Below are 12218 nucleotides of genomic sequence, written 5' to 3' on the forward strand. Positions count from 1 at the left end.
CCCAAAATATTTATTTCCAAACGTCCGATGTTCCGGTTCAAACCAGAAAAGTCAGGTTCATCATCGCCGTGTCATTGTTCACCATGAATACTTTCTTGCGCTTCATCTTGAAGCCGCTCGGCGTCATGACCAATGTGTGGTGGTTGCGTCCCAACCAGACGTTCTGCCTGTTGAGGCGCACGTCGCCGAGTACGAAGCAGGACGTGCCCGTTATCTCATCGGCCGAAGCGCTTTCGACTTCGACGTTGGACACGACGCGCACCACGCGTGATTTGGGCGACTGGGCGTGGGCGAACTTGCCCCGCAGGCGTTTGACCCGATCGCCGATCTCGGCGTGCCGCTCATAGACGAGGGACAATTCGCGCGTCGGGTCGACATTCTCCTCGTTGCAAGGGAGCCAATAGAGCGCATCCTCCGTCCACAGCGCATACCAGTCGTCGAACCGGTGCGTGTCCATCAGGCGCGCTTCCATGAAGATGAAATCTTCGAGCACGCGCCGGGGGTCCGCCCCAGACGCTGCCTGGGGTCGTTCAGTCAATGCCATCGTCATGCTTTCTCCTTGCGTCGGGCGACCCGATTTAGGCGTCCATCATCAATCGCTTCCACTCACGCATCTGTCCGCGTTGCGTCGTCTCATCCGAGATTTTGCCGACCCGCGTGCCGTCCTCGTCGATGATTTCGCGATGCAGGCCGCGCGAGATGTCGATCCATGGGTTGACCGTTGCCCGCATACCGAGTTGCGCCCGCTCGAAGATTTCCGCGTCGTCTGGCGAACCTGCGCTCGAGGGGCCGTAGAAGGATTCGTGCTGGCGCAGGCGGAGCGTATTGATCTCGTCCGGCACACCATCGAACATGACGGGAAACATCAGGATCTCCGTCTCCTCCGCCGCGATCGGGTTCATGATGCGAACCTGATTGCCGATGACCTGAAGGTTCGGGAAAATTCCCAAATGCGGGTCTCCTGCCAGGGACATGTTCCGTTTGCCCTGGTCTTCGCCATATGCATCCAGCATCGAGTCCACATAGGCGTTGCCGCCGGGCGTGCTGCGCAGAAACTCCAGATACTTGTCGATCGACGCCATGCGGTGCTCGCGGAAATCGAGCAGCACATGTCCGCGGCCGAGATCGCGGGTGCGCGTGAGGGCGTTGTCGTTGAACGGATCGTTCTTGTGCATCGCCGCGATGCCGGAATTCTCGTTCTCTTCCCAGCCGGAGATCACCGAGGCATGAACATAGTTGACGTGATAGCCGTCCATGCCGACGAGCTTCCAGTTGCCTCGGTACGACGTCTTGTTGACCCCTGCGTCGAGCCGAATTTTGCCGGTCGGCGATGCATCGATGAGGTAGTTCAGCAGATCGGCCGCCTGGCCGAGATGGTCCGCAAGCGGCGGCACGTCCTCACTGAGGCTGGCGAAGATGAACCCGCGATACTGATCGACCTTCGCCGGCCGCGAGAGACCGCCCTTTTTCTCGCAAAAGCCAGGCTCGTATCCCTCGTCGGCGGTGACTTGAACGAGCTTGCCGGAGGTGTCGTAGGTCCAGCCATGATACCAGCACCGAAAAAACTTCGTGTTTCCGGCTTCAACTTCGGCAACGACCGCGCCCCGATGCAAGCAACGGTTCATGAGGACGTTGATGCCGCCGTCGCGGCTGTTGACCAGGATGACCGGCTGTCGACCGATTTTGCGTAGCTTGAAATCGCCGGATTTCGGCACTTCGCTTTCGTGCCCGATATAAACCCAGGTGCGATAGTATATCCGCTCCAGTTCCAATTCGAAGATCTTCGGATCGGTATATATCGCGGAGTGCACTCGGCGATCGCTGACCAGCTCGTCCAGCCGATGGCCGCCCGTGACGATCTCTTGTCCCGCCAAGATTTCGGATGTCTTTACCTGTTCGTTCATATAGCTCTCCACGTTCGGTCGAAGCCAGGCGGGTAACCGCTTCCGGCGACTGGATGGATTGGTGTCGTCGGGACTCTACCTTCGGAAACTTCCCTTCGGCAGCGCCCCCCATTTGCACAAGCTCGTCGGCTCGAAGCCGAACTGCCGCGGCCGATGCCCCTCCTCGTCGGCGATCGCATCGACACCCACGGAATATTCAAAGACCATGTCGTCCGGTCCCTTGAAATAGAGGAACCGCGCACCGGATGTGGGATGCCGTCCCGGACCGAAGACGATCTCGACATTGCGATCCGCTAGAAAATAATAGGAGCGCAAGATGTCGTCGTTGGCCTGCACCTGATGGTTGATGTGCTGGATACCAGCCTTGTCGGAAACGAGCAGAGCGATCGTGTGGTGAATTTCATTCACCCTCATCAGCGGGATGTCGCCGATGCGGTCGCTGACTTTGGCGTTGCAGACCTGCGTCCAGAACTGCTCGTCCCTCACCGGATCGGTGGTGTAGAGGCCGATGTGGCTGAAGCCCGTTATCCCGGCGTCGCGCGTCGCGAAATAACGCTTGCCGCTCCGTTCGGGCCGAACTGCGAGCTCGATCTGGTTGCCGGTCGGATCGCGGAAGCGCACGAAGGATTTGACTTTCCGCAACGCGCATTCGGACGCGGTCCCCTGCTCGACGGGATGGCCGAGACGGTCGAGCGTATCGGCCGCCAGGCGTAGCGATATCTCGTCCTCGACTTCGAATGCGACGGTCTGGTCCACGGGATCGCCGTCGAAATAGCACAATGTGTGGCCGCGATCGTCCGATCGCAAATAGACTGCGTCTCGCGTTCTCTCGGCAATCTCAAGCCCGAGATAGCCAGTTGCAAAAGCGATGGCGCCTTCCATGTCGCGCGTACCAAGCCGCGCGTAACAGACGTCCTTTAGTTCGATCATCGCGCCGATCCCTCCCGTCTTTTGACCAATTCCAATGGCGCCAGTCCCACCGTGTTTTCGAACTCGTATTCCGGGACACCCTGCGGCTGCGAACCCCAGGCGCAAAGCGAGTTCGCGACCGCTGCGAATTGCCGGGGCCTGTGGCGCGCCGGATCGATCACGGTCGTATCGGTGACCAGGCGGTAGAGCAGGCCCTCGGGGCCCTCGATCGTGACGAAGACCTGACCGGATGCGGCGTCGCGACCCGGTCCGAGGACGATGCGAACCTGTCCCGCCTCAAAGAAATATTTGTTCTGCATGATGAGTTCGACGTCTTCGACGGCGAAGTTCACGCTCAGCACGCCCGCGCGGGCGGACGGGTAGAGTACGAGGCGGTGGTGAAGCTGGCCTATCCCGATATAGGCGATGTCGCCGACATGATCGCGTACTGTGAAGCCGAGGAGATCGCACCAGAAAGTCAGATCACGCTGCGTATCCAGCGAACGGATACCGATGCTCTGGACACCCTGAATTCCGTTGTCGCGGCGAGGAAAGAAACGTCGGCCGGAATGATGCGGGCCGACCACGAGATCAATCAAATTGCCGCTCGGATCCTGCGTCCGCAGACCGCTGCGCACGAATAGCCGATCGCATTCTGAGCGCTCCAAAAACGCGAAGGGATGGTAGGCGTCGGATAGCCGCTGAGCGACCGCCTCAAGCGCCGCCGCGTCGAAAAGGGCGATTCCAACGACACTGCTCTCGCGCTCGCCCTTAAAAAAAACGAGCGTGCGCCGCTGGAGATCGGAACGGAACCAGGCCTCGTTCTCGTCACCGTCGATCCGCTGCAGACCGATCACATCCGCGGCAAACAGGTCATGGACCTTCGTCATCGCGGTGCCAAAACGCAGATAGGCAATGGCGGCATCTTGCGACATTATTCCTCCGAAACGCCTGCCCGAGCCATATGGCAAACAGGAACGGCCGACCTCCCAACCGTGGCTCAACCATCACGGCAAGCCTGCCCCTTGTCAATTTATCTCATTTTTGTTCTCTATAACCGAGAAGCATGGAGGCATCTATGGCAACACCGATGAACGGCTCGGTTGTGAAGGCATTCAATCTCTTGGCAGCATTCAAGGACGCGCGAGATGGCCTGTCGCTCGTGGAGGCCGCCGAGCGGTCCGGCATGACCGTTCCCACAGCGCATCGATTCCTTAGAACGCTCCTGTCGACGGGAGCGCTCGATCTGTTGCCCAATCACCGATATGTCATTGGCTCGGCGCTACGGGGAATTGCTTTTGCCGATGCTGCCACTAACAGCGCGGCAGCCGTACTAGCCCACCATGTCCAGCAACTCGCCGCGCATGTCCGTGAAACCGCACATGTAGCAACACTCGACAAAGACATGGTTCGATACGTCGCTAAAGCCGAGACACAACGCAGCCTGAAAATCGTGACCCAGATCGGCACGGCCCTGGAAGCTTACTGCACTGGTGTCGGCAAGGTTCTATTGGCGCACAAACCCGGTGAATATGTTGAGCGCTATCTCAAGGGTGGCGATCTTATCGCATTGACTCCGCGCACCCTGACTCATCCCGATGCCCTCGTGGCGGAGCTCCGCAAAATTCGGGAACAGGGCTATGCGTTGGACGACGAGGAATTCGAGACGGGCCTGCGCTGCGTCGCCGCGCCGGTACGGGTTAACGGATCGACAATCGCTGCGCTGTCGTGCTCAGGGCCAACAACCCGCTTCACAGACGAAGTCTTGGCTTCACACATTTTAACGACAGTCCGTCGCGCACAGTTAATCGGCCAGGAACTCGAGCGGAAGCACCTGTACCGCATTAGCTGACAGCGAAGCGCAGGCCCAGCAGTCGATAGCGCTGGGGCCGAGAATCGTTTGATCGTTCTGATGATCGCGCTTGGGTGGAGGCGGAATTGAAGGACGTCGGATCAAGTTCTGATGGAATCTCTTGAGCTCGATCAATGCTATCTCGGCAGGCCCATAGAGAGTGCCGACGACTGAATGACAAGCGTCCGTGCCTTGGCGCTGCACTCGATGGAATGCCGCTATGTCCAAGAGTTCTGATGAGCCGTTTCAGCGGATCGAAGTGATCACCTCCGTGCAGCGCCGCTTGCGCTGGTCAGTGGCCGAGAAGGTTCGGCTGGTGGAGGAAGCCATACAGCCGAGAATGAGTGTTTCCTACGTGGCACGTCGTGCCGGCATTTCCCCCTCCCAGCTCTTCGCCTGGAAGCGTCGCATGCTCGAAGGTGGTCATGCCGCCGTTCACGCGGATGAAGACGTTGTCGGCGCTTCCCAGGTCCGCGAGTTGGAGAAGCGGGTGCGCGAACTTGAGCGCATGCTGGGCAAGTAGACCATGGAAGCCGAGATCCTCAAGGAAGCCCTTGAACTCGCTCGCCCAAAAACGTATGGCCGCCCCGGCTGCAAGTGACTTTTGACAGCGATTCAGTCTGCGCCAACGTATCCTGTCTCGGGGTATCATGTTCCCCGGCCAAGATAGAGCTTCACGCGTACCGGTCCTCATAAACAGAACGGCGTCGAACGCCATTTTTTGGTCAGGATTCCGGCACACCGTTTGACTGTCAGGCCATCTTTCGGCGTCTCCGGTCGAACCTGATCGAATGCATCAACCGTCCAAGCCACGCGGGTCTAATCGCAAGCCCGACGACATCGTTCTTCTGGCGGAGCTGCGGCCGATCATAGACCAGCGGCCAACCTATGGATATCGCCGGGTGGCGGCATTGCTGAACCGGCAGAGGCGACGGGATGGCCTGCCCACGGTCAACGCCAAGCGCGTGCTCAGGGTCATGCAGCAAAACGGGCTGACACTCCAAAAGCATACGGCTCTGCGGCCTACCCGCACCCACGACGGCGTCGTCGTTGCGCTGCGCTCCAACATCCGCTGGTGCTCAGATCATCTGGAGATCCGTGCCCGCAATGGCGAGGTGGTCCGCATTGTGTTCGTCATCGATGCCTGCGACCGGGAGATCATCGCCTGGTCAGCCGTGGCCAATGCCGGCATCTCTGGTGAAATCGTCTGTGATTTGATGATCGCGGCGGTCGAACGCCGCTTCAAGACCCTTAAGGTCCTGCACCGACTGGAATGGCTTTCGGACAATGGCAGCGCCTATATTGCCAGGCAGACCGCGCAGGTCGCCGCTGCCCTCGGCATCAATCTGCTCTTCACACCGGTTCGAAGCCCGCAGAGTAACGGCATGTCCGAGGCCTTCGTCAAAACACTGAAAAGAGACTACGCCTCGACCGTCATCCTCCCAGACGGCGACACCATCCTGGCCTTGCTGCCCGACTGAATCGACGACTACTTTGAGGTCCACCGCACTCCGCGCTCAGGTTCCGCTCGCCACCGAGTTCCTGCATCTTAGTGCCTAAACCCAACCTCCGACCGCCCGGTGAAACGGGATCCACTCCAGGGCATCATCGCAGATTGCCGAATCATTGAGACGCTTTCACCCCGTCCTTCGCCGGCTGATCTGTCTATGTTAGCTTCCGATTGGCGAATCGTAGACAAGTCTTTTTTCAACTGCCATACATCTTTCACTTTCATTGCAGCTCCAACCCCCGCCCCCGTCCCAGCCCAATCCCGTGATTGAACGCAAGCTCAACCCCAAGCCGGCGACCTGACTCGATCTCGATCCCAAGCGCGGCCTTGCGGTTGGCAAGCAGCGATTCCATCTGCGGGTCACGCTCAAGTCCTTTAGCCATGTCTGCCATTGCTGATCGGGTCGCCTTGTAGGCGGAGATGTCCCCGTCCTGATACTGACGCTGGCTCGTCTTGTGCAGCTTCTGCCAACGCTCGACGAAGAGATCGGCGCGCCGCTGCGGACCAGTGCGGATCTCGGTTTCGAGCTGCAGCGCGCGGACAGCGCGATTAACGTTGCCTCTGGCCGCCTCGCTGACAAACTCCGGGTTCTTGACGTAGCCGGCTTCCGCATCGCGCCAGCCATAAGGGCGTACGTCCTCGAACGATTTGCGGGCGTCGTTCAGCTCGCACATCTGTTCAGGACTACCGTTCCCGTCCGCGTCGCCGGTGGTGAGGATCGCGTCGATGGCGCGCGCGTGACGAATGAGCGCTTGGGTGCGGGCCCTGCGCAGTGCTTCTTCCACGTCCTCGGCGCTATCATGCTGCGTCTGCGGATCTGCCAAGACCGGTGCCGGCATCTCCGGCACTTGCCCCGTCGCCGCCGCTCGTTCAGTTCCCCTCTCCAGCTGCTGTCGAATTTGATCGCCATGCACGCCCGTGTCGGGAAGTCGAAGACCTTCGATCAGTCCGTCGATCCGCTCACGGATAGCCTCTCGGATCGTCTCCGGCACGACCCTGCGCACGATCTCGATGACACGCTGCCGGAAGGCGATGCCGCGCCGCTCGGCATAGTCTCTGGCCGGGTCCATTGCAGGATCGATCTGCATGTAGTCGGACGCCATGTCCTTTGCCCGGTCGCGCGACAATGTGCGGATGAGTTTGTCCTGCGTTGCGAAGTCGTCACGGCCATAATGGAGCTCCATGCCATCGCGGTGACGGGAGAGAGCGACATAACTTCCATGAGCATCGAGACCCGGTGTTGCCAGCACATGGGTGCGATCCACCGTCATCCCCTGCGCCTTGTGGATCGTCGCCGCATAGCCATGGTCGATGCGGTCATAGTCCTTGAGATCGAACGCAATAGATCGGCCATCGTCGGTGCGTACGGTCATGCTGCGGGTGCTGACGTCCTCGATGGTGCCGAGCGTGCCGTTCTTCACGCCCACACCATCGCCACCAAGTCCGCGTTCGTTCTGCAGGAACATGACGCGGTCTCCACTGGCAAAGTCACGGGCGCCGCGATCGACGGTGATGCGCACATCTTCACCGAGATCGCCGGCGTCTCTCATCCTGGCGCGCGCGCTCTCATTCAGCGCCCGCACCTCGTCATTGGTGTGGGTGAGGATGATGCGGCTTCGATCCGGCTCTGCCTGTCTGTCTTCGTCCCAGCGCTCGATCAGACTGGCGCGCGCCGCAAGGCGGCTGTCGGCGCCATGGACCATGCCGTGCCTGTCATAGGTACTGATGGCAGCATCGATCTTGCCGGTTGCGAGATCGCGTGTGGCATCACGCTGCCAGTCCTCTCTCTGGCGGCGCACCGTCCCGATCTCGACGCCGCCGTGACGCTCATGGAGCGAGCGAAAGGCGGCACCGGCTTCGATTGACTGCAGCTGCTGAGGATCGCCGACAAGGACGACTTTGGCGCCGGCGTCTACCGCATGAGAGAGCACGCGCTCCAGCTGGCGCGTGCCGACCATCCCGGCCTCGTCGATCACCAGCACATCGCGGGGTGAGAGCATGCCCCTGCCCTCACCCCAGCCGTGTTCCATGCTGGCGATGGTGCGTGAGGCAATGCCCGATCCGCTCTGAAGGTTCTCGGCCGCAATCCCGGAAAGGGCAACGCCACGAACCTCAAAGCCGGATGCCTGCCAGGCGTCCCGCGCGACACCGAGCATCGCGCTCTTCCCCGTCCCGGCATGACCGACGACGATGCCGAGACTTCGAGCATCGGTGACGTGGCTGAGTGCGTCGGCCTGTTCGTTCGAAAGCGACAGGCCGCGCTGTTCTGCACGCGCAAGTGCGTCCAATCGTACCTTGTCGCTCACCAAATGGCGGCTCTCCTCTGCCATGCGGTCGGCAGCCAGATGCAGCCGCTGTTCGGTCTCGATCATCTGGCGCGTGGTGAAGCGGTCGACACCGCGTCTGTCGGTGCCGAGTTCGACCAGATCGGGTGCATTGGCGATGGCGCCCATGACATCGTTGAACTGGTCGATGCCGTCGCTGTGGCGGTGGGCGAACTTCGCCATGTCGCGCCGGGTAAACGTCGATTGCTGATGGGTGATGGCATCCAGGGCAAGTGACGGATCGGCGATGATCCGTTCGCCATTGTTGCGGGCGATCTCGCGGTGCAGTTCGGCGCGATCGGCAACATCGGAAGCGAGCTTGATACCCGGTTCGCTTGCCTGCTCGATACCTCGTGCCTCAGCACATCGTGCCTCTAGACGTTGTGCCGGTGCACCGATCTGGCTCTGCGGCTCCAGTGCGATGCCCTGTGCTTCCAGGCTGCGGTGATCGATCCGGGCATCGATGTCGAGCTCCGCCAGACGCTCATTGGCAAGCTCAGCCCAGCGTACGCGCCAGCGCTCGACCATCTCGGTGCGGTTCCATTCTCGCACCTTTGGACCGAAGGGGGTTCTCTCTTCGTCCACGTCAGCCGATTGCCCCACTAGCCGCTCAACCGATCTCTCCACGGACCGCATTGTAAGCATCACATGGGCATGGGGTTTGGGCATGCCGTCCTCGCCGATGTCCCAGTGCAGATTGAGATCGGCGACCATGCCGCGATCGACGAACTCTGACTGGACGAAGTCACGGGCAAGCGCGATGCCCTGGCTCTCTGTCATCTCTCTCGGAATGGCGAACTCCACCTCGCGGGCAAGCTGGGCGTCCTTCCTGACTTCGAAGGCTTCGACGTCGTTCCAGAGCCGTTCGCGATCGGACCAATGCTCAGGCGCCCCATCGGGTAGCATCACCTCGGAATGGATGACGCCGCGCTTGGCGGTGAAGTCATGGCTGCGCTCGATCCGGTGATCACGCAGACGAGAGCCTGAGCGGTAGGCGGCAGATGCCACCGCGCTTGCGCCGGACTTCCGGCCAATGACTTTGACATGGAGGTGATAGATCGCCATCGCGGGAGCGATGATGCGCATCAGAAAGCCGACGTCGGAACGACGTATAAGCGCGCCCTCCCTCGAAAAATTCTCGGGATGGACCAACCCGTCGCAGGCCGTCCCGGCACCATTGGAGCCTTTCGGAACGGGCTCCTCTATCCTCTCTGCATCAACGGCAAACGAACGTGATGGAGACGACGATGCGCAAGCCACGGGACTATGATGCGGAGCTGAAGGCGCTGGAGGACAAGGCGAAAGAGCTCAAAGCCCGCAAGGTGCAGCAGCTCGGTGAACTGGTCATCGCAACCGGAGCCGATGCGTTCACACCGGAAGAACTGGCCGGCGCGTTGATCGTGATCGCCGAGACCAAAGACACCGCTAGGCGGGAGGCGTGGAGCAAGCGCGGTTCTGCCTTCTTTCACAGCCGCTCACGGCGATCTGCACCATCAGCCGATCGCGACTCTGGCAGCACAACTGACCGCGACACTGGCAGCGCTCAGACGCACCCGGGTGGCGCGCAACCGGCACCAGGCAGCGCGGGCGCGGCATGACATGCGGACCTGGGCAGTCGAGCGTCGCAGGCGCACGCGGCACCTGATCGAACTCGGTGGTCTCGTCGTCAAAGCGGGCGTCGTCGAGCTCACCAATGACGATCGCGCAATGATCTACGGAGCGCTCATCTGGATGGCGGAGACGCTCAGGAGTGAGGATGGCGAAGGGGCGCGGGAGCTTTGGGCCGGAAAGGGAGAGGAGGGATTTGGCAATGATGGTTGATGCCATGAGAAGGGGCGCAGAGGAGTTGCGATTTTGATCTTTTAAGGGTGCATACGAAGTACGAGCAGTTGTTCGTCTGTGCTGGCAGCAAGAAGGGACAGGCAATCGCTAAACCTAGTGGCCATCACTGAAGCGGCTTGATCAGCATAGACCAATAGAACTCAGAAGCGCCTTCGGCTGACAGCTTCATATCCCGCTCGCCACCTAGAAAGCGAATGCCCATCATGGGCGTCAAGTAGAGGTTCTGATCGTCGTGCTGGACGGAGAGATTTTCATTGATGCTGTTGTCCGATGCGTTTTCACTCTGCGAATAGCTGATACCGTTGCCAAACATGCCGCCCAAGACGATCTTGCACCGCGAGACCGCTTTTCCATCAGCATAGATGACCCCGGTGAAACGGTTTGCGTCGATTTGTCGGTAGCGCCCCTCAATGCCGGGGTTGCGCTCGGTCAGTTCCTGCAGTGAATTCTCGAAAAAGCGGTTCATGAACGCGAAGCAGTCGACAAGAAAATGCTCTTGATCGGCATCCGTGAAGGTTTTGCGTACACGTAAATTACTGGAGCGCATGATCGGTACAGATTGAGCTTGCTGTTCGTGGTGACGTGATCCGATGGTACCCGGGCCTGCCCCAGGTTTTTGGACTGCGCTCGTTTGACTATGGGGCTTCACCACCGCGATCGCACGGCGTATGTGCCCAGCGACATCCGTGTAAGCTTCGTCAATATCCGCCCAAGCCTTTATCGGCTTGCCGTCAGTCGGTGCCGCTAACAGTTTTGCGAAAGGCATTGTTTTCCAGTCGCAATGGCGGAGGATCACCGGAATGACGCGTGCCGTCCCTTCCCCGTGGCGTTCGAGTGCGCGGGCCATTTCGATATCGAAGCAGTAGCGCGAAGCAATGAAATCGGCGCTGACCAGAAGCAAGATGACATCTGCCTGTTCAAGATTGACATCAATCGCAGAGTCGATTTCGTCGCCTGCTGGAATGCGCCTGTCGTGCCAGGTGTCAATCAACCCTTCATGCTTTAACGCTGATAGGTGCTTTTCGAGGGTGTCTCGAAAACCTTCATCCGCGTGGGAATACGAGAAAAAAAGCTTCGTCATCGCCCCGCTGACTCCTTCCATTCAAAGCTTGCCACTTCGATCGGAGGTAAGAACCCATTGGCAGCGGGCATGGTGACGCGCCACTTCCCGAAAAAGGCTACACTACTCAACTGGTCAATCGGATTGATCAGCGTGCCATCCCGAAGATTGAGACATCCCTGACGCGGTCTGAAATCGGAATAATGTTCACGCACGCGCATCAGCCAATGTTCTTTGCTGCGGCTGACGACCCCGATTGCGCTGAACATCGTTTGAGCTTGTGCTTCGAACGGTCCAAACGGATCCACCTCGAGTGTGGGTTTGGCATCAAAGGCTATGACCTGAAAGCTATCCGGCTGCTGAACCACGTGATAAGCTGGCAAACCATCATCCAAAATGATCAAAGCTCGCGAATCCGGTTGATCGACAACGGTAGCTGCAAGGCCATGGAACCCTGCCAGTCCACTATGGCCAATACCGCGCACGAGCTGATTGGGTTCACATTCGGACAGCGCTTTGATAGAGCAGGCAGGGAAGATATGCATGGAGGTCCTATCCCTTCGATCCGCGAGGGTCTTTTGATCGGGGATAGGTTCTTTCTTCCTGGTATTCTCCGTCGATCTTTTGAATTTTGACGGAGCCGCCAACTTTGCCGAGCGTATCGGACAAAGCGCCACCCTTCGTCGCCTCGCCCTTCGTCTCAAACCGCTTGATCGCGCGGTCTGAACCATCTCTTTTGAGAACCCAATCGTCCTTCTTTTCGTCGTGAGACAGTGTGTATTTGGGCAGGCCCTTATCTGACATAGTCTATCTCCTC

11 protein-coding genes and 1 pseudogene are annotated in these 12218 nt (G+C 59.6%); 4 read left to right on the plus strand and 8 right to left on the minus strand.

Going from position 1 to position 12218, the window contains the following annotated elements; translation table 11 throughout:
* Positions 1–37: 37 nt before the first annotated feature.
* From D5400_RS20255 to D5400_RS20270, 4 genes are all read right to left on the minus strand, one after another.
* The gene (locus D5400_RS20255; RefSeq protein ID WP_126012153.1) at positions 38–550 is read right to left on the minus strand and encodes an aromatic-ring-hydroxylating dioxygenase subunit beta; all 513 of its coding nucleotides are present in this window, start codon (positions 548–550) and stop codon (positions 38–40) included.
* A 28-nt stretch (positions 551–578) separates the two neighbouring features.
* The gene (locus tag D5400_RS20260; protein ID WP_126012155.1) at positions 579–1904 is read right to left on the minus strand and encodes an aromatic ring-hydroxylating oxygenase subunit alpha; all 1326 of its coding nucleotides are present in this window, start codon (positions 1902–1904) and stop codon (positions 579–581) included.
* A 75-nt stretch (positions 1905–1979) separates the two neighbouring features.
* The gene (locus tag D5400_RS20265) at positions 1980–2834 is read right to left on the minus strand and encodes a VOC family protein (RefSeq protein WP_126012157.1); all 855 of its coding nucleotides are present in this window, start codon (positions 2832–2834) and stop codon (positions 1980–1982) included.
* On the minus strand, positions 2831–3748 hold the full coding sequence (locus D5400_RS20270) for a VOC family protein (RefSeq protein ID WP_126012159.1): 918 nt from the start codon (positions 3746–3748) through the stop codon (positions 2831–2833). Before D5400_RS20270 ends, D5400_RS20265 begins: the two co-directional genes overlap by 4 nt.
* A 143-nt stretch (positions 3749–3891) precedes the next feature.
* On the opposite strand from D5400_RS20270, the gene D5400_RS20275 reads away from it, so the two are divergent.
* A complete protein-coding gene (locus tag D5400_RS20275; RefSeq protein ID WP_164527982.1) occupies positions 3892–4665 on the plus strand; it encodes an IclR family transcriptional regulator in 774 nt (257 codons plus the stop codon).
* Between the two features lie 220 nt (positions 4666–4885).
* Positions 4886–6143 (plus strand): annotated as a pseudogene (locus D5400_RS21920) (IS3 family transposase); the annotation flags it as partial.
* Between the two features lie 253 nt (positions 6144–6396).
* On the opposite strand, the gene traA reads toward D5400_RS21920, so the two are convergent.
* The gene (gene traA / locus D5400_RS20290; protein WP_126013661.1) at positions 6397–9564 is read right to left on the minus strand and encodes a Ti-type conjugative transfer relaxase TraA; all 3168 of its coding nucleotides are present in this window, start codon (positions 9562–9564) and stop codon (positions 6397–6399) included.
* Positions 9565–9746: 182 nt separating this feature from the next.
* Between traA and D5400_RS20295 the strand changes: the two genes are divergently transcribed.
* A complete protein-coding gene (locus D5400_RS20295) occupies positions 9747–10097 on the plus strand; it encodes a conjugal transfer protein TraD (protein WP_205665600.1) in 351 nt (116 codons plus the stop codon).
* A 1-nt stretch (position 10098) separates the two neighbouring features.
* Complete coding sequence (locus D5400_RS20300; protein WP_126012167.1) at positions 10099–10320, plus strand: conjugal transfer protein TraD; 222 nt, start codon at positions 10099–10101, stop codon at positions 10318–10320.
* Between the two features lie 124 nt (positions 10321–10444).
* Here the strand turns inward: D5400_RS20300 and D5400_RS20305 are convergent, their stop codons facing one another.
* Genes D5400_RS20305 through D5400_RS20315 form a run of 3 tightly spaced genes read right to left on the minus strand, consistent with a single transcriptional unit; the run spans position 10445 to position 12205 of the window.
* The gene (locus D5400_RS20305; RefSeq protein WP_126012169.1) at positions 10445–11422 is read right to left on the minus strand and encodes a toll/interleukin-1 receptor domain-containing protein; all 978 of its coding nucleotides are present in this window, start codon (positions 11420–11422) and stop codon (positions 10445–10447) included.
* Entirely contained in the window at positions 11419–11946 is a 528-nt protein-coding gene (locus D5400_RS20310) for a hypothetical protein (protein ID WP_126012171.1), read from the minus strand. The genes D5400_RS20305 and D5400_RS20310 overlap by 4 nt, the downstream gene beginning before the upstream one ends.
* A gap of 7 nt (positions 11947–11953) precedes the next feature.
* Complete coding sequence (locus D5400_RS20315; RefSeq protein ID WP_126012173.1) at positions 11954–12205, minus strand: DUF2188 domain-containing protein; 252 nt, start codon at positions 12203–12205, stop codon at positions 11954–11956.
* Positions 12206–12218 lie beyond the last annotated feature (13 nt).

This window comes from Georhizobium profundi (assembly GCF_003952725.1).
Taxonomy (GTDB): domain Bacteria; phylum Pseudomonadota; class Alphaproteobacteria; order Rhizobiales; family Rhizobiaceae; genus Georhizobium; species Georhizobium profundi.

Excerpts from the sequence above, each read along its gene's own strand:
- D5400_RS20255 (WP_126012153.1), bottom strand. The coding sequence starts at position 550 with ATGACGATGGCATTGACTGAACGACCCCAGGCAGCGTCTGGGGCGGAC.
- D5400_RS20260 (WP_126012155.1), bottom strand. The coding sequence starts at position 1,904 with ATGAACGAACAGGTAAAGACATCCGAAATCTTGGCGGGACAAGAGATC.
- D5400_RS20265 (WP_126012157.1), bottom strand. The coding sequence starts at position 2,834 with ATGATCGAACTAAAGGACGTCTGTTACGCGCGGCTTGGTACGCGCGAC.
- D5400_RS20270 (WP_126012159.1), bottom strand. The coding sequence starts at position 3,748 with ATGTCGCAAGATGCCGCCATTGCCTATCTGCGTTTTGGCACCGCGATG.
- D5400_RS20275 (WP_164527982.1), top strand. The coding sequence starts at position 3,892 with ATGGCAACACCGATGAACGGCTCGGTTGTGAAGGCATTCAATCTCTTG.
- traA (WP_126013661.1), bottom strand. The coding sequence starts at position 9,564 with ATGGCGATCTATCACCTCCATGTCAAAGTCATTGGCCGGAAGTCCGGC.
- D5400_RS20295 (WP_205665600.1), top strand. The coding sequence starts at position 9,747 with ATGCGCAAGCCACGGGACTATGATGCGGAGCTGAAGGCGCTGGAGGAC.
- D5400_RS20300 (WP_126012167.1), top strand. The coding sequence starts at position 10,099 with ATGCGGACCTGGGCAGTCGAGCGTCGCAGGCGCACGCGGCACCTGATC.
- D5400_RS20305 (WP_126012169.1), bottom strand. The coding sequence starts at position 11,422 with ATGACGAAGCTTTTTTTCTCGTATTCCCACGCGGATGAAGGTTTTCGA.
- D5400_RS20310 (WP_126012171.1), bottom strand. The coding sequence starts at position 11,946 with ATGCATATCTTCCCTGCCTGCTCTATCAAAGCGCTGTCCGAATGTGAA.
- D5400_RS20315 (WP_126012173.1), bottom strand. The coding sequence starts at position 12,205 with ATGTCAGATAAGGGCCTGCCCAAATACACACTGTCTCACGACGAAAAG.